The organism is Pantoea sp. B623 (genome assembly GCF_024814475.1).
In the GTDB taxonomy this organism is placed as follows: Bacteria; Pseudomonadota; Gammaproteobacteria; order Enterobacterales; family Enterobacteriaceae; genus Pantoea; species Pantoea ananatis.
In genome coordinates, this window is record NZ_JANUXM010000004.1 from 4434217 (window position 1) to 4458850 (window position 24634).

The 24634-nt window shown below is 53.8% G+C and carries 20 protein-coding genes, 1 tRNA gene and 3 other RNA genes; 12 read left to right on the plus strand and 12 right to left on the minus strand.

What is annotated here, in order from left to right; translation table 11 throughout:
* Positions 1 to 57 precede the first annotated feature (57 nt).
* The 4 genes from efeU (at position 58) to phoH (ending at position 4711) form a co-directional block, all read left to right on the plus strand.
* The gene (gene efeU / locus NXS97_RS22455) at positions 58 to 885 is read left to right on the plus strand and encodes an iron uptake transporter permease EfeU (protein ID WP_013026128.1); all 828 of its coding nucleotides are present in this window, start codon (positions 58 to 60) and stop codon (positions 883 to 885) included.
* Positions 886 to 934: 49 nt separating this feature from the next.
* Entirely contained in the window at positions 935 to 2056 is a 1122-nt protein-coding gene (gene efeO, locus NXS97_RS22460; RefSeq protein WP_116219774.1) for an iron uptake system protein EfeO, read from the plus strand.
* A complete protein-coding gene (gene efeB / locus NXS97_RS22465) occupies positions 2056 to 3345 on the plus strand; it encodes an iron uptake transporter deferrochelatase/peroxidase subunit (RefSeq protein ID WP_028715243.1) in 1290 nt (429 codons plus the stop codon). Before efeO ends, efeB begins: the two co-directional genes overlap by 1 nt.
* Positions 3346 to 3922: 577 nt before the next feature.
* Positions 3923 to 4711 carry a phosphate starvation-inducible protein PhoH gene (gene phoH / locus NXS97_RS22470; RefSeq protein ID WP_013026125.1) on the plus strand — a complete coding sequence of 263 codons (789 nt, stop codon included), beginning with the start codon at positions 3923 to 3925 and terminating at the stop codon, positions 4709 to 4711.
* Between the two features lie 68 nt (positions 4712 to 4779).
* Here phoH and NXS97_RS22475 read toward each other — a convergent pair whose 3' ends face one another.
* From NXS97_RS22475 to ssuD, 5 genes are all read right to left on the minus strand, one after another.
* Positions 4780 to 5982 carry an acyl-CoA dehydrogenase family protein gene (locus NXS97_RS22475; protein WP_024471527.1) on the minus strand — a complete coding sequence of 401 codons (1203 nt, stop codon included), beginning with the start codon at positions 5980 to 5982 and terminating at the stop codon, positions 4780 to 4782.
* Positions 5975 to 7435, minus strand: coding sequence for an MFS transporter (locus NXS97_RS22480; RefSeq protein ID WP_259232803.1), 1461 nt, complete (start codon positions 7433 to 7435; stop codon positions 5975 to 5977). The genes NXS97_RS22475 and NXS97_RS22480 overlap by 8 nt, the downstream gene beginning before the upstream one ends.
* A 233-nt stretch (positions 7436 to 7668) precedes the next feature.
* A complete protein-coding gene (locus NXS97_RS22485; RefSeq protein ID WP_116219773.1) occupies positions 7669 to 9078 on the minus strand; it encodes an LLM class flavin-dependent oxidoreductase in 1410 nt (469 codons plus the stop codon).
* 68 nt (positions 9079 to 9146) lie between these two features.
* Positions 9147 to 10559, minus strand: a complete 1413-nt coding sequence (locus tag NXS97_RS22490; protein WP_022623270.1) for an FAD/NAD(P)-binding protein — start codon at positions 10557 to 10559, stop codon at positions 9147 to 9149.
* Between the two features lie 15 nt (positions 10560 to 10574).
* The gene (gene ssuD / locus NXS97_RS22495) at positions 10575 to 11747 is read right to left on the minus strand and encodes an FMNH2-dependent alkanesulfonate monooxygenase (RefSeq protein ID WP_259232804.1); all 1173 of its coding nucleotides are present in this window, start codon (positions 11745 to 11747) and stop codon (positions 10575 to 10577) included.
* A gap of 278 nt (positions 11748 to 12025) precedes the next feature.
* Between ssuD and NXS97_RS22500 the strand changes: the two genes are divergently transcribed.
* The 4 genes from NXS97_RS22500 (at position 12026) to NXS97_RS22515 (ending at position 16014) form a co-directional block, all read left to right on the plus strand.
* Positions 12026 to 13912, plus strand: a complete 1887-nt coding sequence (locus NXS97_RS22500) for an aliphatic sulfonate ABC transporter substrate-binding protein (RefSeq protein ID WP_174260818.1) — start codon at positions 12026 to 12028, stop codon at positions 13910 to 13912.
* Positions 13913 to 14006: 94 nt separating this feature from the next.
* Complete coding sequence (locus NXS97_RS22505; RefSeq protein ID WP_015700094.1) at positions 14007 to 14954, plus strand: sulfonate ABC transporter substrate-binding protein; 948 nt, start codon at positions 14007 to 14009, stop codon at positions 14952 to 14954.
* A 324-nt stretch (positions 14955 to 15278) separates the two neighbouring features.
* A complete protein-coding gene (locus NXS97_RS22510; RefSeq protein ID WP_089517249.1) occupies positions 15279 to 15671 on the plus strand; it encodes a type II toxin-antitoxin system RelE/ParE family toxin in 393 nt (130 codons plus the stop codon).
* Positions 15661 to 16014, plus strand: coding sequence for a DNA-binding transcriptional regulator (locus NXS97_RS22515; RefSeq protein ID WP_089517250.1), 354 nt, complete (start codon positions 15661 to 15663; stop codon positions 16012 to 16014). Before NXS97_RS22510 ends, NXS97_RS22515 begins: the two co-directional genes overlap by 11 nt.
* 90 nt (positions 16015 to 16104) lie before the next feature.
* Here NXS97_RS22515 and NXS97_RS22520 read toward each other — a convergent pair.
* The 7 genes from NXS97_RS22520 to pmrA all read right to left on the minus strand — a co-directional run bounded on the left by NXS97_RS22520 (position 16105) and on the right by pmrA (position 19547).
* Positions 16105 to 16228: non-coding RNA, RtT sRNA (locus NXS97_RS22520), on the minus strand.
* Between the two features lie 41 nt (positions 16229 to 16269).
* A non-coding RNA gene (locus tag NXS97_RS22525) (RtT sRNA) lies at positions 16270 to 16393 on the minus strand.
* Between the two features lie 42 nt (positions 16394 to 16435).
* Positions 16436 to 16559, minus strand: a non-coding RNA gene (locus tag NXS97_RS22530) — RtT sRNA.
* A gap of 41 nt (positions 16560 to 16600) precedes the next feature.
* A tRNA-Ser gene (locus NXS97_RS22535) sits at positions 16601 to 16688 on the minus strand.
* Positions 16689 to 16894: 206 nt separating this feature from the next.
* Positions 16895 to 17434 (minus strand): peptide-methionine (S)-S-oxide reductase MsrA, encoded by a 540-nt coding sequence (msrA, locus tag NXS97_RS22540; RefSeq protein WP_116219770.1) that lies wholly within the window; start codon positions 17432 to 17434, stop codon positions 16895 to 16897.
* Positions 17435 to 17796: 362 nt separating this feature from the next.
* Positions 17797 to 18864: a two-component system sensor histidine kinase PmrB gene (pmrB, locus tag NXS97_RS22545; RefSeq protein WP_013026114.1), complete on the minus strand. Its 1068-nt coding sequence runs from the start codon at positions 18862 to 18864 to the stop codon at positions 17797 to 17799.
* A complete protein-coding gene (pmrA, locus tag NXS97_RS22550; protein ID WP_014593911.1) occupies positions 18861 to 19547 on the minus strand; it encodes a two-component system response regulator PmrA in 687 nt (228 codons plus the stop codon). Before pmrA ends, pmrB begins: the two co-directional genes overlap by 4 nt.
* A gap of 885 nt (positions 19548 to 20432) precedes the next feature.
* Here pmrA and otsB point away from each other — a divergent pair.
* The 4 genes from otsB (at position 20433) to flhC (ending at position 24575) form a co-directional block, all read left to right on the plus strand.
* Positions 20433 to 21221, plus strand: coding sequence for a trehalose-phosphatase (otsB, locus tag NXS97_RS22555; protein ID WP_078828734.1), 789 nt, complete (start codon positions 20433 to 20435; stop codon positions 21219 to 21221).
* Positions 21218 to 22654 (plus strand): alpha,alpha-trehalose-phosphate synthase, encoded by a 1437-nt coding sequence (gene otsA / locus NXS97_RS22560; protein WP_013026111.1) that lies wholly within the window; start codon positions 21218 to 21220, stop codon positions 22652 to 22654. Before otsB ends, otsA begins: the two co-directional genes overlap by 4 nt.
* A 992-nt stretch (positions 22655 to 23646) precedes the next feature.
* Positions 23647 to 23997, plus strand: a complete 351-nt coding sequence (gene flhD, locus NXS97_RS22565; protein WP_006120236.1) for a flagellar transcriptional regulator FlhD — start codon at positions 23647 to 23649, stop codon at positions 23995 to 23997.
* The gene (gene flhC, locus NXS97_RS22570; RefSeq protein ID WP_013026109.1) at positions 23997 to 24575 is read left to right on the plus strand and encodes a flagellar transcriptional regulator FlhC; all 579 of its coding nucleotides are present in this window, start codon (positions 23997 to 23999) and stop codon (positions 24573 to 24575) included. The genes flhD and flhC overlap by 1 nt, the downstream gene beginning before the upstream one ends.
* Positions 24576 to 24634 lie beyond the last annotated feature (59 nt).

A 24634-nucleotide genomic window follows, 5' to 3' on the forward strand; every position in this document is an offset into this window, starting at 1 on the left:
TCGTTTTTACGTAAATTTACGTCCCATTGACGCTGCTTAACATTCAAGAGGTCGGCGATGTTTGTTCCCTTTCTCATCATGCTGCGTGAAGGCCTGGAGGCAGCGCTCATCGTGAGCCTTATTGCCAGCTACCTGAAAAGGACGCAGCGCACACAATGGTTCCCTGCCATGTGGGCGGGCGTGTTTATTGCCGCTGCGCTTTGCCTTGCGCTGGGCATCGTCATCAACCAAACCACAGGGGAGTTTCCTCAGAAGCAGCAAGAGCTTTTTGAAGGCATTGTTGCGGTGGTCGCGGTCGTCATCCTGACCTCAATGGTGTTCTGGATGCGCCGGGTGGCGCGCAATATCAAGCTGGAACTGGAGCAGGCGGTCGATCAGGCTTTACAGAAATCAGCCGGGGGCGGCCTGGCCCTGGTCCTGATGGTGTTTCTTGCCGTCGCCCGGGAGGGGCTGGAGTCAGTGTTCTTTTTACTGGCCGCCTTCACTCAGGACGTCGGTTATGCGCCGCCGCTGGGGGCCGTGCTTGGCCTGGCGACGGCCGTTGTGCTGGGCATGTTGATCTACTGGGGCGGGGTTCGTCTGAATATGGCGCACTTTTTCCGCTGGACCAGCCTTTTTATTCTTCTGGTGGCCGCGGGGCTGGCAGCTGGCGCTATCCGTGCCTTTCATGAAGCCGGGCTGTGGAACCATTTTCAGCAGGTGGCGTTCGATATGAGTAACACCTTATCGACCCATTCACTGTTTGGCACGCTGCTTGAAGGCATTCTGGGTTATCAGGAAGCCCCCAGCGTAAGTGAAGTGGCCGTCTGGCTGCTTTATTTGATTCCGGCATTATTACTGTTTGTTATGCCTGCACGTGCTGGAACCTCAGCCGCTGCGCGCTAACGCGTTTACCAGGCGCGTCAGGCGCGCCTCTGACTGAATAGGGAAAAATATGAAGAAGCGTTTTCGTCGTCACGCGGTGCTGGCTTCGCTGCTGGCGGTTTCCGGCTCCACACTGGCTGCAGCCATTCCACAGGTTAGCGTGAGTGTCACGGACAAGCAGTGTGAACCGATGTCACTGACGGTTCAGGCGGGCAAGACTCAGTTTCTGATCAAAAACAACAGCCAAAAGGCGCTGGAATGGGAAATCCTGAAAGGGGTGATGGTGGTTGAGGAGCGCGAAAATATTGCGCCCGGCTTCAGTCAAAAACTGACCGCCAACCTTGAAGCGGGCGAATATGAAATGACCTGCGGCCTGCTGACGAATCCGAAAGGCAAGCTGATTGTCCAGGGCGGCGCGGGCAAAAACGTGCAGAAAGGTAAAACAGAACTGATGCAGCTGGCGGGGCCAATCAACGCCTACAAAGCCTACGTGACGGACGAAGTCAACCAGCTGGTGGCGGGAACCCAGGCCTTTACGGATGCGGTGAAAGCCGGAGATATCGAAAAAGCCAAAGCGCTGTTTGCCCCCACGCGCCAGCATTACGAACGTATAGAGCCGATAGCTGAGCTGTTCTCCGATCTGGATGGTCGCATTGACGCCCGTGAAGATGATTATGAGAAAAAGGCTGAAGACCCGAAATTCACCGGTTTTCACCGGCTTGAGAAAGCGTTGTTTGCCGATAATAGCACCAAAGATATGGCGGGCTATGCCGAGCAGTTAAACAACGACGTGCGCGATTTGCAGAAACGCGTTAGCGAGCTGGCGTTCCCCCCGGCCAAGGTCGTAGGCGGCGCCGCAGGGCTGATCGAAGAAGTGGCTTCCAGTAAAATCTCCGGCGAAGAAGATCGTTACAGCCGTACCGACCTGTGGGATTTCCGGGCGAACGTGGATGGCGCGCAAAAAATTGTCGAGCTGTTGCGCCCAGTCCTGAAGCAGGCAAATCCAGCGCTTCTGGCAAAAGTGGATGCCAATTTCGCGAAAGTTGACGCGATTCTGGATAAATACCGCAGCGGTCAGGGTTATGAATCGTATGAAAAACTGAGGCCAGCCGATCGAACCGCGCTGAAAGGGCCGATTACTGCCCTGGCGGAAGATCTTTCTCTGCTGCGTGGCACCTTAGGCCTGGATTGATGATGGATAAGGATAAGGCGTTAAGCCAGCCATCGCGCCGCCGTTTATTGAAAGGACTGGGGATGCTGGGCGGCGCGGCGGCCGTCAGCGGTGGGTGTCCGTTTCATGCTGCGGCCGCCGAAAACCCGGACAGCTTTTCGCCCGGCACGGTAACGCCGAACGCGCGTCAGCAAGTGCAGCCCTTTTATGGCGTGCATCAATCCGGCATTACGACGCCACAGCAGGCGTCAATGATGCTGGTCGCGTTCGATGTGCTGACCCGCGATAAGCAGGAACTGCAGCGTTTGTTCAAACTGCTTACGCAGCGCATCGCGTTTCTGACCCGGGGCGGGATGGCGCCCGCGGTGACCAACCCACAGCTGCCGCCGCTGGATTCAGGCATTCTGGGGGCCGAGATTGCCCCGGACAACCTGACGATGACGGTTTCCGTCGGTCATTCCCTGTTTGATTCGCGCTTTGGTCTGGCGGCGCTTAAGCCGGCCAAACTGCAGGCCATGAGCCGTTTCCCTAACGACTCTCTGGATGCAAATCAGTGCCACGGCGATCTGCTGTTGCAAATCTGTGCTAACACGCAGGACACGGTGATTCATGCACTCCGTGATGTGGTGAAACATACGCCCGATTTGCTCGGCATTCGCTGGCGACGGGAAGGTTTTATTTCCGATCATGCCGCGCGCAGCGCGGGAAAAGAAACGCCCATTAATCTGCTGGGTTTTAAAGACGGCACGGCCAATCCCGATACGCATAACATGGCGTTGATGGATAAGCTGCTGTGGGTAACGGAAGAGCAGGCGGAACCCGCGTGGGCCCGTCACGGCAGTTATCAGGCAGTAAGGTTGATCCGTTTTCATGTGGAAATGTGGGATCGCACGCCATTGGGTGAGCAACAAACGATCTTTGGTCGCGAGAAATTAAGCGGCGCACCACTGGGCATGAAAAACGAGCACGACGTGCCGGATTATCGCCAGGATCCTGATGGCGATGTCATTGCGTTGGATGCGCATATTCGGCTGGCGAACCCGCGCACGCCTGCGACCGAAAGCAGCCTGATGCTGCGCCGGGGCTACAGTTATTCGGCGGGTATTTCAGCGTCAGGCCAGTTGGAAATGGGCTTGCTGTTTGTTTGTTATCAACATGATTTAGAATTGGGTTTTCTGACCGTACAAAACCGTCTGAATGGTGAAGCGCTGGAAGAGTATATACGTCCCTTTGGCGGCGGATACTTTTTTGTATTACCCGGCGTTATCAATGAAAATCATTATTTGGGCCAGTCCTTACTTGAAAGCTGATTAAATTTTAATCACGGCATTCTGTGCCTGACCGCCCAGCGTGCCGTATTTCTGTCTCAGGTTTTTTATCCCCCGCCTGTGTTTTCGCGCTCCGTTTTAAACCGTTGATGCCGCATTGAAAAATAAACTAACTCTCTGTAATACTTGCGTAATTTAATTTAAGTAAGGTTGGCGTTAACGCAGGGTTGAATATTTATTTTTCAATAAAGTGAAAATACTGTTGCAAAATACCAATAAGATGGTTCACTTTACTATGAAAGCGTAATCGGGCGTGTTGATGTCTCACACTGGAGTTCGCGCATGGATAGATGTTTTTACAGCCGTTCAGCAGTAAAAAATATCGCATTTACCCGTGAGGAGGTTTCTTCCTCAACCGCTTTTACACCGCAATGTGTTTTCTCTTTTCAACCTCACTCCTTTTTTACCGGTATACGGCCTGGCTGTTTTGCTGCCGGATATCAATCGTCATGGCCTGTCACGGCTCTAAAGGAAGCCAACTGAAACCTCTAAAGCGTTCACGTAATCGCATCGGGCTTGTTGCCTGAGCGGGAAATGAAACCAACTGTAAGGTGCCACTATGGGAAGACAGAAAGCAGTGATCAAAGCGCGTCGAGAAGCAAGACGAGTGCTTCGCAATGACTCCCGCAGTCATCGTCAGCGTGAAGAAGAATCGGTCACTTCGCTGGTGCAAATGGGTGGGCTGGACTCGATTGGCATGGCGCGCGATGTGCGCGATCGTGCTCCGATTGAAGCCCGCAATGAAGCTCAGGCGCACTATCTCAACGCCATAGAATCAAAACAGCTTATCTTCGCTACCGGCGAGGCAGGCTGCGGCAAAACCTGGATTAGTGCTGCGAAAGCGGCAGAGGCCCTGATTCATAAGGATATCGACAGGATTATCGTTACGCGCCCGGTGCTGCAGGCGGATGAAGATCTGGGATTCCTTCCCGGGGATATCTCAGAAAAATTCGCCCCGTATTTCCGCCCGGTTTACGACATTCTGGTTAAACGTCTTGGCGCATCCTTTATGCAATATTGTCTGCGTCCCGAAATTGGCAAAGTTGAAATCGCGCCCTTTGCTTATATGCGCGGTCGTACCTTTGAAAATGCAGTGGTGATTCTCGATGAAGCGCAGAACGTTACCGCTGCGCAAATGAAAATGTTTCTGACCCGCCTTGGCGAAAACGTCACGGTGATTGTTAACGGCGATATAACCCAGTGCGATTTGCCCGCTGGGGTGCCTTCTGGTCTCGCGGACGCGCTGGCGCGTTTTGAAGAGGACGAGATGGTGGGCATTGTCCGTTTTGGCAAAGAGGATTGCGTGCGTTCCGCGCTGTGTCAGCGCACTTTGCATGCTTACAGCTAGCGTTCGATTGAGTCATGTAGCGACCAAAACCCGGCTTCGGCCGGGTTTTTTATCTCCGTTATGGGGCGCTATTCGCCGCTGCCGATTTGCCAGATAAAGGTAGGATCGCGCCCGTTGACTTCCCAGTCGCCCACGTTACGGCTTTTATAGATCACCGGATTGTGCGAGCCAATCGTTCGGGCATTGCGCCAGTGACGGTCCAGCGCTTTACTCACTCGCGTATCTGACGCGCCAAGCGCGTTAAACAGCTCACTGGCCGCACGCGTCACCCAATCCACGGCCACGACCTGCGCCTTCGCAGCCTCCACTTCTGCCTGGACGTTGGCGGCATGAATCTGCGTTTCATCTTGTCCCTGAATGTGCGTATCAAAAGCCTGTTGCAGCGCGTGCGTGGCCCGCTGCACGGCGGCATCTGTTGCCCATATCCAACTGCTGATCTGTCCCACCACCTGTAAGACCTGCACGTCCTGGCTGACGTGACGGGCATTACCGTGGCTGTAGATTCGTTTTCGGTTTGCTACGCCCTGTGACACGTCCCGCACGATAGCCCGGCCGATCCCGGCCAGCGTCGCCAGTAAGACATGCTGATAGAAGGCGGTTTGATATCGGAAGCGCTCGCTGAAATCATAGACATGGGCAGGTTCCACAACGGCCTGATGAAAACGCGTGGTTCCGCTACCGGTAAGACGTTGACCAAATCCGTCCCAGTCATCCTCTCGCACTACCGCATCCTGATGTGTACTGACCACCGCAATGACATCGCGCTGGTTGTCCGTACGCTTAGCGTAAACATCAATCCAGTCGGCATACAGCGTGCCGGTGCTGTAAAATTTTTCGCCCTCAAGCAGCCAGCCGTTGGCGGCGGGCGACACCTGCGTATTCACGTCTCCTAATCGAACGCTGCCTGTTTCACTCCAGCCGCTCCCGACAATATCACCGTCGATAAACCGATTAAACCAGCGCTGGCGCGCCTCACTGTCGGGCTGGTTAAGACGATCCTCGACAAAGGCCATGTGCGCGCGCAGCGCCTGAGGCAGGTTAGAATCCGCTTCTGCCAGCTCGGTCAGTAAGCGGAACAGTTGTGGCAGCGAGGCACCCAATCCGCCGTTTGCTTGTGGAATACGCAGCGTGCCAAAACCCGCCGCCTTCAGCCAGCGAACCGGCTCGTGAAGCAGGGTACGATTCCGTTCGCGATCGGCAGCGCCTTCGGCGATGCGGGCAAATATGGGGCGGAAACGCGCCGCCAGTGAGGTGTAATCGGGCTCAGACATGGTGTTCTCCGTGTGTTGACTGGTCATCGATATCGTGACGAGTGGGTTCAAACCGGACGACTAACAGGAAAATGATGGGAATAAGGGCGGCCAGTGACACGATCCAGAACATATTGGTGCCATAAGCCGCCTGCAATATGGGCAGAATGAACAGCGCCAGCGCGCTCCCGATGCCCGAGACGGAACGACTAAAACCGACGCCGGTGGCCCGAATGTGCGTGGGATAGGAGAGGGCGGGATAGATCATTAACTGCGCTCCTGGCCCAAAGCCCTCAGCAAACAACCACAGCCCCAGCAGTAAAATGGCAAATACGACGCCGTAGGTTGCAACAGGATGGCCAATCAGAGCCAGTGAGATCAGCGCAATAAACTGCAGGGCAAATCCGGCAATCGCAACATGGCGTGACGGAAATCGCCAGGCCAGACGCATGCCAAGCAGGCCGCCGGTAAAGGCGAACAGCGCGTTAAGTCCTAGCGAGGCGGAGATCGTTTCAAAGACGCCCGCCCCCAGAAACTGCGCCAGGATAGAGGGCAGGAAAAAGGCGACCGCCGTATATTCGAATGAAATACAGGCGTTCATCACCGCCGCCACAACGGTGCGCTCCCGGTAAGGTTTTTGAAACAAGACGCGAAAACTGACCGTCTGGGCGACGGGTTTGGCCGCCGGCTCAGCGCGCTTATCTTCGTGCGCGTGAATGCCGTACGAATCGCGCAGGATTCGCACTGCGCCGCTTAAATCCCCCTGGTTTGCGGCCCACAGCGGAGATTCATTCATAAACCTGCTGCGCACAGCAATGATGAGCAGGGCAGGCACTGCGCCAAACAGCAATGAAGCGCGCCACAGCCAGTCGAGGTGCTCTGCAGGCAGCAGAAAGTAAAGGCCAAAAATAATCAGAAAGCACACCGAAGACGCGGCATACCACATGGGGCACCAGGCGGCGAGCCGCGACGCTTTATTCCCTTTTCCGGAAAATTTCGAAAATTCGGCCAGACAGGCCATCGCGACAGGCAAATCGATGCCCACACCAACGCCCATCAAAAAGCGCGCGCCAATCAGTACCCAGACGTTCGGCGCCAGGCCGGCCGCAATAGCGGACACCACAAAAAAAAGCATGTCCGCCATAAAGACGGAATAGCGGCCATATTTATCCGTCAGCCAGCCCCCGACCAGATTACCGACAATGGTGCCAATCATAATGGATGAGGTGACCAGTCCGGTTAATGTGGGCGTTAAGCTGAATGTTTTCACGACATCATCAATGCCGTAAGACAGGGTGGTCAGGTCGTAGGCATCCAGAAATACGCCGCCTAACGCCAGAAACACGATCCAGCGTGCGTAGCTGTTTTTCTCACTTTGCGTATTAATCAACTTTGCAACGTCGCTGACGGAGCGAATGGGCGTTGAGTGAGGTAAGGGGATCGCGGCATCGTCATCGATATTTAATGTGCTCATTTTATCCTCGTTATTGTCTGTACAGGTGACGCCTTTATATGCAGGAATCGCGATGTAAACAAACAACAAAAAGTGATAACTATTACTTTAATTTCAATAAGTTAATTTGATTTTTGTAGATAAGGGAAATACCGGGTGCGCTGTGACGCATCCGGTAAAATAAGCGGGCAAGGGGACGTGGTGTCAGTCTGCTCAGCGGCAGACGGGCTATCCGAACAGATCGTTAAATCCCTTCATGATGCCTCCGCAGGCACAACCCGGCCTGATACCGAGGTTGTGCGTCGATATCCTGCGCCGGGATGAGGATGTTCAAGGCGGGCGCCCTTAGCAAACAGCTTCTCCCGCAGCGTACCGGGTTGGTAATCCTGTTTATAAACGCCACGTTTTTGCAGTTCCGGCACCAGCAGATCGACGACATCAGCAAAGGTTTCATGCGTGAGGGCATAGGCCAGATTAAAGCCATCCACGTCCGTCTCCTCCACCCAGCTTTGCAGTTCATCGGCAACGGTTTCTGTGCTGCCCACCAGCAGGGGACCAAAGCCGCCAATGCCCACCCAGTCGGCCATGTTTTGCACCGTCCATTCACGCTGCGGATCGGCTGTGGAGAAGCTCTCTACAACAGACTGAATGGCATCGGTATGCAGATGCTTAAAAACCTGATCGGGTTGGTACTGACTGAAATCGATGCCGGTCCAGCCGGAGATCAGCGCCAGTGCGCCTTCATGGCTGACATAGCGTTTGTAATCCTGCCACTTGGCCTGGGCTGCTTTATCGGTTTCCCCCACAATGATCGTTTGCATGTTGAAAATCAGAATACTGCGCGGATCGCGGCCGGCCTCCTCTGCACGACGACGTATATCGGCCACGGTTTTCTTCAACAGCACTTTAGACGGCGCGGCAACAAATACGCACTCGGCGTGTTGTGCGGCGAAGGCTTTACCGCGGCTGGATGCGCCTGCCTGATACAGCACAGGCGTGCGCTGGGGCGAAGGCTCACACAGATGAATGCCCGGTACCTGGAAAAACGTTCCCTGATGATTAATGGGATGCACCTTATTGGGATCGCTGAAAATATGACGCTGGCGATCGCGTATCACGGCATCATCCTCCCAACTGCCTTCCAGCAGCTTGTATACCACCTGCAGATATTCGTCGGCGTAGTCATAACGCGCATCGTGGCTGGTTTGGCTGACCTGTCCCAGATTGCGGGCTCCGCTTTCCAGATAGGAGGTAACAATATTCCAGCCGATCCGACCTTTGGTCAGATGATCCAGCGTCGACATGCGCCGGGCAAACGGATAGGGATGCTCAAAAGAGAGTGATGCGGTCAGGCCAAAACCGAGGTGCTTTGTCACCATCGCCATCGGCGTAATCAGAGCCAGCGGGTCATTGACCGGTACCTGGGCGGCACTGCGAAGAGCAGCATCATTATTTCCGTTGAAAACATCGTAAATCCCCAAGACGTCGGCGATAAACAGGCCGTCGAACTTACCGCGTTCCAACAGGACCGCCAAATCTGTCCAGTATTCCAGATCTTTGTATTGCCACGAGCGGTCGCGAGGGTGCGCCCACAGGCCAGGTGACTGGTGACCCACACAGTTCATATCAAACGCATTAAGGCGGATTTCACGTTGTTTAGGCATAGCAAACTCCTGAGCGGATGCGGCACTGTCGGGCCGCCCACTTCGTTGGGATGAAAAAGGGGGGTAAATTAATTAGTCAGAGAAAGGGGACATCGCTCATGACGCGTGTCATCAGTGAGGTTGAGCAACTGGCGCGCGACGGCCTCAGCATGTGTGGCAACCTGCGGCAGGCCCATTAATTCACCAAAACGTCCGCGCGCCGCAGGCCCGACCACATACAGGTGAGGATTCGCCTGGCCCTGGGGGTTTAGCGTCTGTGACCGGGCATTGACATGAATTCCCAGCGCCAGCGGATCGGACTGAATAACGCCATCCTGAGCCAGCTGGTTGAGTAACGCATCGCGCTCAATCAACGCGCCATGCGCAGGACCGGTGGTGACGATGATCTTGTCCACCTCCAGCGCCTGTACGCCGCCGGAACGCGGTTGCAGGCTGAGCCTGACGGCAGAAGGCAACGCCGCCGCCGCGGTCAGTCGTGCGGCGAGCACGCGGAGTGTGCCGCTGCGTTGGTGGTGCTTTAACACCTGCCCAACCTGGGGGGCAATCCGATAACGGTGAACGTCCCACCATGGCCGCAGATGTCGCAGGAAACGCCGTTGTTCATCCAGCGACAGGCTTTGCCAAATCGCCTGACCGTTGTGACGGACCTCATCGAACACCACCTGCCACGGGATGTGCCTGGCCGCCGCCTGGCGAATTTCCTGTCTGATCCGGCGTAGCCATGCGCGAACGCCCAGAGGTTTGCTGAAATCAATACCAAGATGCCAGCTGAAATTGTCCTCAGTGAGGCTGGAACGCGGAAGCTGACCGCGTCGGGAAAAGACGGTGACTGGCCCGCGATGTCCCTGACGGTCCAGGGTCGCAACCATGTCTGACATGGTTAAGCCGGTACCCACAATGGCAACCCGGTCGTCAGGCGCAATCTGTGACAGGGCACCTTCCCGCCAGGGATCGGCAATCAGTGCAGGGTGAGGTGCCAGCGAAGCCAGGGCTGAGGGAAGTTGAGGCGCGGGATGGCTGATGGCCAGTACCACGATATCAGCATCGAGATGTGCGCCGGATGCGGTGCTGACCGTACCTTGTCGCAGCGCAACGGCGCGGTCCTGCACATGCAACAGCTCAACAGGGGAATGCTGTTTTACTGCACTAAACTGTTCACTGACCCACTGGCCAAACTGCCTGCGCTGCGGAAAAACCGTGCCGTCGTGCCATTCAGCCGCCGCATCCCTGGCAAATGCGGCAGAGGCACGGAACCAGCGCTCAAAGCTGCCTTCCTCGTCGCCGGCGAGTTGCATACGCGAGGCGGGCACGTTGGTGCGATGCGCCGGATCGGTGGTCGAGTAAGCTACGCCCTGGGCCAGCTGCGCGCGGGGTTCGATGACCGTGACGCGCAGGCCCGGGCCGCCCAGACGACCAAGATGAACGGCCAGCGCCGTTCCGCTGAATCCTCCACCCACAATGACAATATGCTGCTCGGACATACACTGCCTCTCTGATTAGCTTGCACTGGCCTGTTTTTCGGGACGACGGTCGCCTCCGATGATTTCGCCAAAAGGACCGGTATTAACCGTGCGCTGTTTATTTCCCGCAGGGGTTGAAAGCGGCAACAGCGGCATCAGCAAATCGGCAACCCGGTGTGCTTCTTCGAGATGCGGATAACCGGACAGAATAAAGTTATCAATGCCCAGCGCCTGGTATTCCCGAATCCGTTCCGCGACCTGCTGCGGATTTCCCACCAACGCGGTACCCGCGCCGCCGCGTACCAGACCGACGCCAGCCCATAAGTTGGGACCGATGCGCAGTCCATCACGCGAGCCACCGTGGAGTGCGCTCATGCGAGCCTGTCCGGTCGAATCCATTCTGGCAAAGATTTTCTGGGCGGCGGCGATGGTGTCTTCATCCAGATGTGCGATCAGCTTATCCGCCGCGGCCCAGGCTTCTTCCTCGGTTTCCCGCACGATGACGTGCAGACGAATACCGTAGGAAAGCGTCCTGCCGCGTTCCTCTGCGCGCTTCCGCACCCCTTCAAGTTTAGCGGCAACCTGCGCTAAGGGTTCGCCCCAGGTCAGATAGGTATCAACCTGACGTGCTGCAACGTCAACCGCTTCATCGGATGAGCCGCCGAAATAAAGTGGTGGACCTTCGGCCTGTACCGGTGGAAAGAGAATTTCAGCCCCTTCCACGTGAATATGTTCCCCGTGATAGTCCACTTTCTCTCCTTTAAGCAGGCGGGAATAGACATCAAGAAACTCACGGGTGACCTGATAACGTTCTGCGTGGCTGAGAAAAATGCCGTCGCCCTTGTTTTCAACCGGATCGCCGCCGGTCACCACATTGATCAGCAAACGTCCTTCAGACAGACGATCCAGCGTAGCCGCCATGCGCGCCGCCAGGCTGGGTGGCTGCAATCCCGGCCGGACGGCTACCAGATAACGAAGCTGTTTGGTAATCGGCACCAGCGCAGAGGCTACCAGCCAGGCATCTTCGCAGCTTTTTCCGGTGGGAATTAAAACGCCATAGAAACCCAGATTATCGGCGGCAAGGGCTACCTGTTGCAGATAGGGCAGGTCTACCGCTCTGCCGCCCTGGGTAGTTCCCAAATAACGCCCGTCACCATGTGTCGGTAAGAACCAAAAAAGATTGATGTTTTTTTCAGCGGTATCAGGCATTAGTAGATTCCTTTATAACGATATTTGAAATTGGCAATTAGAAAATTAATTTTCAGTTATATAGCTTTAAGCAGGATACGTGCCAACAGGTTAAGTTTTTTTTATTTTTTAATATCAATAAGATAGATTTTTATTGCGGCGGCGGCGACTGCTGCAAATGCAGCAATGTGTGAAGGATACTGCTGTATTTGCAGCAAATCACGCTGGGCAGCGGCTCGTTTCTGGCCGCAACAAGGGATATCTTTAGCGCTCTCTCACTCACTCAGCAGGAACGCGCTATGCAACACGCTGGCCCCGATTTAATTGACCCTGCTTCCCTGGCGTTCAGGCATATTCTGGATCAGCTGGCGCCCACGGACGCGACCGTATTAATCATTGGTGAAACCGGCACGGGCAAAGAGGTGATGGCGCGCTATCTGCATCATCACAGCCCGCGCCGCCATGCGCCCTTTATGGCAGTGAACTGCGGTGCGCTAACGGAGAGCCTGGCAGAATCAGAACTCTTTGGTCATGAGAAGGGGGCATTTACCGGCGCGACCGACCGTCATCGTGGCTGGTTTGAGGCCGCGCAGGGCGGGACGTTACTGCTGGATGAAATCGGCGAGCTGAGCCTGCCCCTTCAGGTCAAACTGCTTCGCGTACTGCAGGAAAGGGAAATTACCCGCGTGGGATCTTCTCGCGCAGTAAAGGTTGACGTCCGGGTGATTGCCGCGACGAACCGCGATCTGACGACTGCGATAGCCGAGCGGCGGTTTCGCGAGGATCTCTACTACCGGCTAAACGTCGCCAGCGTTGCCTTGCCGCCGCTGCGCCAGCGGTGTGAGGATATCCCGGTTCTGGCTAACTATTTTCTGCAAAGCTATGCGCGCCGACTGGGGCGACCGCAGCTGCGCCTGAGCGACGAGGCAATGGAAACGCTCAAGGCCCATTCCTGGCCAGGGAATATACGGGAACTGGAAAATACATTGCACAACGCGGTGCTGCTCTGTGAAACACCGCAGGTAGAACCACAACAGCTGCGGCTGGGCACGGTGACGGGCACGGGGCGGGTACAAAAGCAGGATGCGCTTGATGATTTTATTCGCCAGCAGATCCAGTGCAGTGACACGCCACTTTATCCCCGCGTCATTGAGGCACTGGTGAGAAATGCCTATGAACTAAGCCAGGGCAACCAGTTACAGGCCGCGGCGTTGCTGGGGATTAGCCGTAACAGCCTGCGTACGCATCTTGGCCATTACGGCATCATCAAGCCGCGTCGCAGCCTGACGTCAACCCTTTGCACCGCGTCAACAACGGGCGCGCAGGAGCGCGAGTTGCGCATTGGTTATCAAAAGTTTGGCAACCTTGGCATCCTCAAAGCGCGCCAGCAGCTTGAACAGCAGTTGGCCGGGCAAAACGTCAGCATCCTGTGGAGCGAATTTCCCGCCGGGCCTCAGCTGCTGCACGCGCTGAGCCATCGGGAAATTGATTTTGGCACCACCGGCGAAGTACCGCCTTTATTTGCCCAGGCCAGTCACTGTTCTCTGGTGTACGTTGCCTGGGAGCCGCCCGCGCCACAGAGCGTGGCGTTGCTGGTGGCTAAGCACAGTCAGATAAACCAGATGGCAGACTTAAGAGGCAAACGTATTGCCGTAAATAAAGGTTCCAACGTGCATTTTCTGCTGCTGCAAATCCTTGATGAGGCGGGGATGACGCCAGAGGACGTGCGGATTGTGTACGCACCGCCTAAATACCCGCTCACGCCCAGCGATCTGAATGCCGTTGATGCATGGATGATGTGGGATCCTCTGCTGAGCGAGGCAGAAAAAGGGGAACAGCTCCGGGTCATTGCCGACGGCGTAGGACGGGTGAATAACCATCAGTTCTATCTTGCCGATCGCCACTTCGCGAACCAGTCTCCAGACCTTTTAGAAATACTGGTAACCGCGCTGGAGCAGACGGGGCGCTACATTGATGCCCATCCTAAAGAGGCCGCCGGGCTGCTGGCCGGGGAGCTGGGGATGTCTGATCGCGCGCTGCGCCTGGCACTGGCCCGGCGGAGCCACCAGACGCAACCAATGAATCTGGCGATCATTCGTGAGCAGCAAAGAATCGCGGATCGTTTCTACGCGCTGGGCCTGTTTCCCCGCGCGATTAACGTACGTGACGCGGTGTGGTCGCAATGACGTTTTATGACTAAAGATAGAAGTTTTACGCATTAAGGCGTTGAGGCCTGGTTTGCTATGTTGCGCTGACGACAACACCACTCAGGAAAGAGACATGAAAAAAATCATATTCAGCGCACTGCTTGCGGTTGCGCACATTAGCAGCATCGTGACGGCACACGCAGAAGAGAAACCCAGGGTAGTGAATATCGGTTTTCAGAAAGCCAACATTTTTGCCTTACTGAAATACAGGGGCACGCTCGACAGTGAATTCAAAAAGCAGGGGATTGCCGTGCACTGGGTGGAATTTCCGGCGGGACCGCAAATGCTTGAAGGGCTCAACATAGGCAGCATCGATCTGGCCGCAACGGGCGATGCGCCGCCAACTTTTGCGCAAGCCGCACAGGCTGACCTGGTTTATCTGGGCCATTCACCGGCAAATCCACAAACCGAAGCCATAGTGGTGCCTGCGGATTCGACGATAAAAAGTGTCAAGGATTTAAAAGGCAAGCGCGTCGCCCTGAACAAGGGATCGGATGTGAATTATCTTCTGGTATCAGCCCTTGAGCAGGCGGGGCTAAAATACAAGGATATCACGCCGGTTTATCTTCCTCCTGCCGATGCGCGAGCGGCTTTCCAGCGAGGCGCTGTAGATGCATGGGTCATCTGGGACCCTTACCTGGCGGAAGTAGAAACCACCGCCGGCGCGCGGCTGCTTAAAAATGCCGAGGGGCTGGTACCGCACTACACCTTTTATCTGGCCAGCCGCAAATTTGCGGAAGGTCATCCAGACGAGGCCAAAGAGGTTCTTTCAGAGCTGCAAAAGCTGAGCAGCTGGGCCAATAAAAACCAGGGCGAAGCCGCGAAAATTCTGTCTGGCTCGACTGGCCTGCCCGAACCTATCTGGCAGCGCGCGCTGGCAAGAATGCCCTTAGGGGCCGAGCGCATGACGCCGGATGTTTTCAAAGAGCAGCAGGCACTGGCAGATAAATTTACACAAATCGGTTTATTGCCGGTGAAGGTCGATGTCCGCAGCGCGACATGGTCGCTGGATAAAAAGTAACGGGTGAATGTGTTAAAGGGCCTGCCGGGTACACCGGCAGGCCCTTTGTATTGGTAGGGGATACATTTCGTAGTGCGTAATTTTTTGGGGAGCGGCTCGCACTTCGCGTACGCAAGGCGTGAACAGGTGAGTGGGGAATCTGAATCGCTGATAGTGTGGGCGGGTGTTATTCATGGCCAGCGGTAATGGCGATGCGCACCGATTGGATTTCTTGCTTTTTTACAAATAGCTTTAGATCCATTTGGACGTAAGACCAGGGGCCTTTGGCTTGTGAAGTGTAGTAATCATTACTATAATTCTCGCCATAACGAAAAGGGACTTTTCATGGGTTTTACGCTTTATGTTCATAAACGTTTTGACAGAGTGTTTAAAAAAACGCGTCTGACAGACAGCGTCCTGTGTTACGCAGCAGGTGACGTTTTTACTGGCGTGTTTGAGGCTGACTTAGGCGGTGGCGTTATTAAAAAGCGTCTTGCTCTTCACCAAGGCAAGCGTGGCGGCGCGCGAACGGTCATCTTCTTCAGACAAGGCACCAACCTGGTTTATTACGATGGATGGGTTAAAAACTTGTCGAGGAAATACGCTAAAGAAATCGATGAAGATCAGCTGGATACCTACAGGGATGTGGCAAGAATGTTTTTCCGTGCAAATAGTGAAGTGATGAGCCTGCTCGTCAGAAGCGGAATGGTCAGAGAGGTTAAATGTAATGAAAACTGAACCCGCCGAATTGAGTGAACTACTTGAAGATGCGAAAGCGTTTCACGCGTTAGGACTGGCAACAGATGAAGAATTGGAGTCCATAGCAAAGCGCGCAAAAAATCGTGAACTCCGTGCCCGTATTGCATCAGTAAAGCCCATGACAGCAAATGAAATCAAAGACGTGCGCATGCGTTGGGGAATGTCGCAATCGCTTGTGGCGCTCTCATTTGGCATGACGGTCGATAGCGTATCGAAATGGGAGCGAGGTGAAATCACACCGAGCCCACCGGTGATGCGGATGCTACAACTCCTTCGCGATAACGGCCCTGAACTCTTTACCTCTAAGCATCAAGGTATCTAGACGCCGAACCCCGGTCGGGGCTTCTCATCCCCCTCGGCGGAGAATATGTAAAAAAAAGCCTGAACGTGAGTTCAGGCTCTTCTTTGAAGATGGCGGTGAGAGGGGGATTCACTCGCTGCGCTCGCCCTGCGGGTGGCCTGCGGCCATGCAAAACGGCGGGCCGTTTTGTCGAACCCCGGTCGGGGCTTCTCATCCCCCTCGGCGGAGAATATGTAAAAAAAAGCCTGAACGTGAGTTCAGGCTCTTCTTTGAAGATGGCGGTGAGAGGGGGATTCACTCGCTGCGCTCGCCCTGCGGGTGGCCTGCGGCCATGCAAAACGGCGGGCCGTTTTGTCGAACCCCGGTCGGGGCTTCTCATCCCCCTCAGCGCAGAATATGCAAAAAAAAAGTCCAGAGGTTAGTCTGGACTCTTCTTTGAATGTGGCGGTGAGAGGGGGATTCACTCGCTGCGCTCGCCCTTCGGGTGGCCTGCGGCCATGCAAAACGGCGGGCCGTTTTGTCGAACCCCGGTCGGGGCTTCTCATCCCCCTCGGCGGAGAATATGTAAAAAAAAGCCTGAACGTGAGTTCAGGCTCTTCTTTGAAGATGGCGGTGAGAGGGGGATTCGAACCCCCGATACGTTGCCGTATACACACTTTCCAGGCGTGCTCCTTCAGCCACTCGGACACCTCACCGCAAATTGTTGCTGACCGCGCTGGGTCAACGGGGCGCTACTATAGGGAGTCGGCCTGAAACGGTCAAGCACTATTTTTCTCTTTTTTTCTATTCGCTTAAGCTCTGAACGAATCGCGTTAAGGCTGCGCAAATCGCGTTTTTTTGGCGCCAAAAACGCGATATTGCACAGCGTAACAGAAGGGGATATTCGCTGCGTTGCCTGAGCTTACTGCGCGCTTTTTACGCGGTTGGCAAAACTCTTGCGCAGCTTTTGCAGTTTGGGGGGAATCACCGCCATGCAGTAACCGTTTCGCTGACCGGCGCCTTCCCAGTAATCCTGATGATAACCTTCAGCGGGATACCAGGCTTTTAACGGTTCAATGGTGGTCACAACAGGCTCAGCATGATCCTGTTGGGCACGCGCGATGGCCGCTTTGGCTTCGGCTTCCTGCTCCGGCGTCTCAACAAAAATCGCGGAACGATACTGTGTACCGATGTCATTGCCCTGACGATTGAGCTGGGTCGGATCGTGGGTCGCAAAGCTGATGTCCAGCAAATCGCCATAGCTGATCTTTTCAGGATCAAAACCAATACGAATGGCTTCGGCATGACCGGTTGCGCCGCTGCACACCTGCTCGTAGGTGGGATTAGGGCGCGCACCGCCGGTATAACCACTTTTCACTGACTCAACGCCGATCACATCTTTAAAGACCGCTTCTGTACACCAGAAACAGCCGCCTGCGATCACTGCATATTGGATAGCCATAAAATTACTCCTGTCTGGTCTGAAGGAAAGAGGTGGGGATGAGATCGATCGTTTTCAACGTCACACAAGGCATTTCAGGCCATTGCCAGGTTTTAGCGGGGCGATGGCATGGCGTGAGACGAATGATTTAGCGTAGCAGGGATCGATCGCCTGCGCCTGGCGGGCAGCCTGAAGGCGCGGCAGGTTAATGTTTCCTTAATATAAGAAAGCGATACTGCATGAAACATCACTGGAGAGATCGATGAAAACCCCCACCGTATCCGTCAGTTCTGTTCCGTCTCGCAGCCTCAGCGAATATCTAGCCGTGATTATTGCCGCCGGCACAGTGATTGCGTTTCTGGTCTGCTGGTTCAACGGCTAAATCACGCAGTAGCGAAGTTTACCCTGGCGCGGCAGCCTGAACGATCTGGGCGATTTTCCAGCAGGAATTGTCCGCCATGGAGCTGGACAATCCGGCTGACAATACTCAACCCCAGGCCAATGCCGCCGTAGCCGGTATCCATGCGTACAAAGGCTTTACTCAGTTCACCGCGCATACTTTCATCAATGCCGTTCCCTTCATCCTCAATGATGAGCGACAGCCCGGCTGTTGCCTCAATGCGCACAGTAATGTTTCCGCCCGATGGACTGTAGCGATGAGCATTCTCTACCAGGTTACGCAGTAGCATTCTCAGCAAGATGGCATCGCCCTTCACCCGGAACATGTCCTCGACCTCCAGGGTCAGTGTCTGCTCGCGCGTCTCCAGCATTGCACTCAACTCAGCCTCCATCGGCAGGATGACTTCCTCTACTATTTCCACATTCTGATAGCTGCCAGAGGTGAACTGCTGACCTGCACGCGTGAGCTGCAACAGTTGAGAGACATTGCCAGACATCTGATCAAGCCGCTGTAATAACGGTTGTGTATCGACGGCCTGGTTGCGCTGTAACAGTTCAAGATGTAAACGCAGCCCAGCGAGCGGCGTACGCAGTTCATGAGCAACATCGGCAGTAAAGAGGCGTTCGCGTTCAAGACTGGCGGTCAACCGCGCAACAAGTCGGTTAATGGACTGCGTGACGGCATCAATCTCCTGAACGGAGCCTTCAAAGATAATCGGCTCGAGGTTCACCTCACTCCGGCTTTCCAGCTCATGCTGCAGTTGATAAAGCGGGCGCGTGATCCATCTTACCGCCTGATAGCACAGCAGTAGCGTCAGGCTAATCATGACCAGGCTGGGCAGCGCCAGGCTCAGGATGGCTTCACGGACCTCTTTATCCACGTGCTTATCCATGTTGCGGTTAAGCAGGTTGGCTTCCACCAAAAACTGCACCTGCTCTTTACTCTCATGCCAGAGCCAGGCCACGCTGATCAACTGAAAAAACAGCATGATCATGCCAATCGTGAGCATCAGCCGGAAACGCATGGTATTGCCAGAACGGTAGGGATTCATTCGGGTGATGACTCGTTTTCTGCGCGCGGCTGAGATAAGGCATAGCCAAAACCGCGAACCGTTCGGATCGTGGCTTTGCCCACCTTGTCGCGCAGGTTATGAATATGGACTTCCAGCGTATTGGTGGAGGGCTCATTATCAAAGTTGTAGATGTCCTGATACAGCAACTCACGGTGAACCGGATGGCCTGCTTTCAACATCAACCGGGACAGAATGGAAAACTCTTTGGGCGTCAGGTCGAGCAGCACGTCATCCAGATGAATCTGGCGGTGGGTCATATCCAGTGACAGATTACCCACTTCGAGGCGGGAATCGCCCTGGTTGACGTGACGCCTGATCAGCGCGCGAATCCGTGCCAGCAACTCATCCAGCGCAAAAGGCTTAATCAAATAGTCATCAGCGCCGGCATCGAGTCCGGCTATGCGCTCTTCAATGGTATCGCGTGCGGTCAGGATTAAAACGGGCTGCATCTGCTTTTGACGACGCAGGCGTTGCAGTAAATGCAGGCCGTCTTCGTCCGGCAGGCCGATATCCAGCAGCACCAGGCTGTAAAGTCCGCTGGCAAGGTGGGCTTCGGCAGAACGGACCGTTGAAACACCATCGCACACGTAGCCTGCACCTTCCAGCGCCAGTACCAGCCCCTGAAGTAGCAGGGCATCGTCTTCAACAATCAATATTTTCATAAGTTCTGAAACCCTTTACGAATCGGCGCTGGCAGTGAGAAAGGCAGATAAAGCGTGTTTGAGTCCCCATCGCGGGGGTGAACAGGACAAGCGCCCCGGCTATTGTGACCGAAAGCAACGTAAACGCCTATTGCGTCAGGGAATCTCACCCTATTAATCGATGGCAAACGACGCGTAACCTTTACCGAATGCCGCGATAACGCTGAGAGACTGCCTGACGCAATGCCACATTCAGACGAATGGCAACGCCGTATGACGAAAACCTTGCCAGGGCAATAAAGCTGTCGCGATATAGCAAAACATAAAATGCCGCATTGCCAAAAGGACGTAATCAGTAATAGGGGAAAGCGACGCCCAAAAAATGATTTCATACGGAAAGGAATTATTAATCCAGGACGGATGGAAAGTCATTAATTACTATTATCACCGATTAAAAAGCGTTCATGAAACCAACAAAATACCGCCCATCCGTGTACGCGCGAATGAGTTGACAATAATTTTAAACAGTCTGCTGATTAAAGATTAAGAAAACCTTAAACAGGGCCATTTATTACACTTTTATTTCACTGTTGAGCGCTTGATAAAAAGACGGTATGCGCTCAGGGATCGGTCCGGGCCAGTCCAGGGCATTGGAAAGCGAGACGGCTGGCACAGGAAATGCATATTCCTGGCAGAACGAAATTTAGCGACTACACTTTATGGGGCGACAATAGCAGCCAGCGGATTTATCAGCATCAAAACACATTTGTTTTTTGAAAAAGGGTTGTTGAATTGCAGGGTTTTACCACGCAGTCTCCTTACTTCACATGGCCTTGAGCCAACCTCTTGCTGAAACGTCCTCTGCTGTGATGTCCTGATGATGAACCTATTTACAGGAGAAGACACGTGACCCAGATGGCAGATAGTGATGCCTCATTTCCGTCATTGAGCGGCGGTCTGTATGCCTTCTTTTTTGATGTCGATGGCACGCTGGCAGCGATTCAGTCCCAGCCCGATGCTGTATTCATTCCAGAAAATGTCGTCGCAGAACTGCAACGGCTCTCATCGTTATGCCATGGCGCAGTGGCGCTGGTTTCTGGCCGACCTGTCGAACAACTGGATGCGCTGGCGGCGCCTCTGCGGGCACCGGCAGCAGGCGTGCATGGTGCTGAACGGCGCGATGCGACAGGCGAACTGCATCGGGTGACTTTGCCAGATGATGTTGAACGTCCGCTCAAACGCCTGCTTGAGGAGGCGATGGAGCAGTGGCCGGGTACGCAGTTGGAAGCCAAAGGCATGGCTTTCGCGCTTCATTACCGTCGCGCGCCGCAGCACGAACAGGATGTTATGCAACTGGCTCAGGCTGCGGTGGCGCGTTTTAACGGTCTTGCGCTGCAACCCGGCAAATGCGTTGTAGAAATCAAACCCACCGGGATTGATAAAGGCGCAGCCGTCCATAAATTTATGCAGGAAGCCCCATTCTCAGGCCGTATCCCGGTGTTTATCGGGGATGACCTGACCGATGAGAAAGGATTCGCTGCGGTGAATGCCCTGCAGGGAATCTCTATAAAAGTGGGGGAAGGCCCCAGTCAGGCGCATTATCGTTTACATGACGTTACGGATGTCTATGCCTGGCTTGAAACAACACGATTACAATTAGAGCAAGACAACATTGGTAAGGAGTGTAGGTTATGAGTCGTTTAGTGGTTGTATCTAACCGTATCGCCATGCCAAATGGGAACAAAACCGGTGCTGGCGGCCTGGCCGTCGGCATTCTGGACGCGCTGAAGAGCACGGGCGGACTCTGGTTTGGCTGGAACGGTGAGATCAGTGAGTTTTCAGGTGAAGAAGAAAATCCGGTATCGGTAATGGAACATGACGGTATTGAATATGCCTCTTTCCCTCTGAGCCAGAACGAATACGATCTTTACTACTGCCAGTTTTCAAACACCGTTATCTGGCCCGCCTTTCACTACCGGTTAGACTTAGTTCAGTTCCAGCGCGAAGCCTGGGAAGGCTACTGTGAGGTCAATGATGCGGTCGCGCAGCGATTAAAGCCGCTGATTAAGCCGGATGACATTCTGTGGATCCACGATTACCACTTTTTACCTTTTGCCGCTGCATTGCGTCGGGCTGGCATTAACAACCGTATCGGCTTCTTCCTGCATATTCCTTTCCCTACGCCGGAAATTTTCAACGCGCTGCCTCCTCATAAGGAACTGCTGGAGATGCTGTGCGAATACGATCTGCTGGGCTTCCAGACAGAATCAGATCGTGTGGCTTTCCTCGACAGTGTCAGCCAGTTGACCCAGTTGCAGAATAAGGGTGACAAGAAACACCGCGCCTATGGCAATACCTTTATGACAGAGGTCTACCCGATAGGGATTGAACCCGACAGCATTAAAGAGATGGCTGAAGGGCCGTTGCCACCGAAGATGGCCGCGATGAAAAAAGAGCTGGGCGATGCCCGCAACATAATCGCCTGTGAGCGTCTGGACTACTCCAAGGGGTTACCAGAACGTTTCCTGGCTTACGAGGCGCTGCTGGAAAACTTCCCTCAGCATCACGGCAAAATTCGCTATTCCCAGATTGCGCCCACGTCACGCGGTGATGTGCAGGCTTACCAGGATATTCGTCATCAGCTTGAAACCGAAGCAGGGCGCATTAACGGTAAATACGGGACACTGGGCTGGACGCCGCTGTACTACCTTAACCAGCACTTTGACCGTCGTCTGTTGATGAAAATCTTCCGTCTGACCGACGTGGGGCTGGTGACGCCGTTACGTGATGGGATGAACCTGGTTGCGAAAGAGTATGTTGCGGCACAGGACCCGGATGACCCGGGCGTACTGGTACTGTCCCGCTTTGCCGGTGCGGCGAATGAGCTGACCTCGGCATTGATCGTGAATCCCTATGACCGGGATGAGGTGGCCGCTGCGCTGGACAAGGCCATTACTATGCCGCGCACGGAAAGAATTTCTCGCTATAACGATATGATGGCGGTTCTGCGTAAGAACGACATCACCGCATGGCGCGAAAGCTTCCTACGCGATCTCGAAAAGATTGCGCCACGTAGCGCCGATCATGGAATGGCGAATAAAGTGGCCACATTTCCAAAACTCGCCTGATGCCGCAGCAAGCCAGGGATGGCTTGCTGTTTGTCGTATTTGACCCTCGCTTGCCGTCTGCAAACTCTCCTTATGTTTTAATCAGTTACCCTTAACTCAAAGGCGGTCCTGTACCGCGGCAGGACACTATTCCGGCACTTTTGCAGTCAAAATGACCCATTAAAATGTCAAAACACTATTTTTACCTGGTTAAGCTAAAGTTTTGGCGATCCGCGCCGATACTCTTAGTGCACAAATCTATCTTGCCTGCAATTCATTCACGTTATTAATGTAACTCCTTGTTACATCGACGATCACCCTCTAAACACCTTGCTGTCACCCTTTACAACGGATTGCCAGAACGCGCCTAATCCCCATCGCCTGCCGGACATGGCTGTTGCCCCTTACTCTGCAGTAAAACGCTAACTGACTAATTTAAAAACAAATAATTGTTTCTGCTGGCAGCACATTCCACTGCTTTTATGGTTTTGAATGGTTCTAAATAGGGTACAAATTGCATTCGTGAACATAAACCTGACCTCAACGGTCTGATTTGGCTTTTGCGGCAGTTTTGTTGCTAATTAAGTCCTGGTTAGGACAAATCCCTACAAAAAAAACGTAATTTCGCTCAAAAAACACACAGTCAAAATGTGATCATAAAGTATTTCTGAAGAAAAAAGGCTCAAAAGTGTGACCTGTGTCACACTTTATCCAAAATTTCACTGAACTGTCGTTGTATGTGAGGATCAGACGATATAGATTTGCCTTGTTTTCGGATTAGTCTTAAAAAATGTATGAAGGCCTCACGGAAGAAGGTTGAAGACTTAAGAATAAGGTGGACTGAAAAAATTGACTTCTGACCCAAAACACAGGGTCGTAAAAAGAAGCAGCACTCAGAACCATTTGCCTTTTATGTTTAATTATTTTTGCCATCTTTAGATTTACCAACCAGCAGCTCGATACGCAGAGATGTTATCTGCGGTAAGTTACGTCGCGTCTCTCAGGATGGAAAAATGGGTACATCTGAATTACTAAAACATATTTACGATATCAACTTGTCATATTTACTGCTCGCGCAGCGATTAATTAACCAGGAAAAAGCTTCGGCAATGTTTCGCCTCGGGATCGATGAAAAGATGGCAGATGCGTTGTCAGAATTAACCTTACCTGAAATGGTAAAATTAGCTGAGACCAATCAACTTGTGTGTCAGTTTCGTTTTACCGATAGCACCGTTATTAATCGCCTGACGCAGGAATCTCGCGTGGATGATTTGCAACAGATCCACACCGGGATTTTGTTATCCAGCCGTTTATTACGCAGCGCGTCTAAAGACGCCGCGCCTACTAAAAAGAGGGCGGTATAATGGGTGAAAAAAGTATTGTTCAGGAAGCGCGCGATATTCAGCTCGCCATGGAGCTGATTACCCTGGGTGCGCGGTTACAAATGCTGGAAAGCGAAACGCAGCTGAGCCGCGGTCGCCTGATTAAACTGTATAAAGAGTTGCGTGGTAGTCCACCACCTAAAGGCATGTTGCCTTTCTCTACTGACTGGTTCATGACGTGGGAACAAAATATTCATGCTTCCATGTTCTGTAACGCCTGGACTTTCTTACTGAAAACCGGTTTGAGCAAAGGTATTGATGCGGTAATCAAAGCCTACCGCCTCTATCTTGAGCAGTGCCCGCAATCGGACGAGGGCCCGCTGTTGGCGCTGACACGCGCCTGGACCCTGGTGCGATTCGTCGAAAGCGGTATGCTGGAATTATCGGATTGTAAAAGCTGCAACGGCAGCTTTATTAATCATGCACATCAGCCTGTTGGCAGCTTTGTCTGCAGCCTGTGCCAGCCACCATCACGTGCCGTAAAAAGACGTAAACTTTCTGCAGATACTGCCGATATCTTTCCACAACTGCTGGATGAACAGGTTAAACACGCCGTTTAAATTTGTTCGCAATGTGGAAGTCATCCAGCAGCGGTTAATCCCGCTGCTTTTTTTTTGCC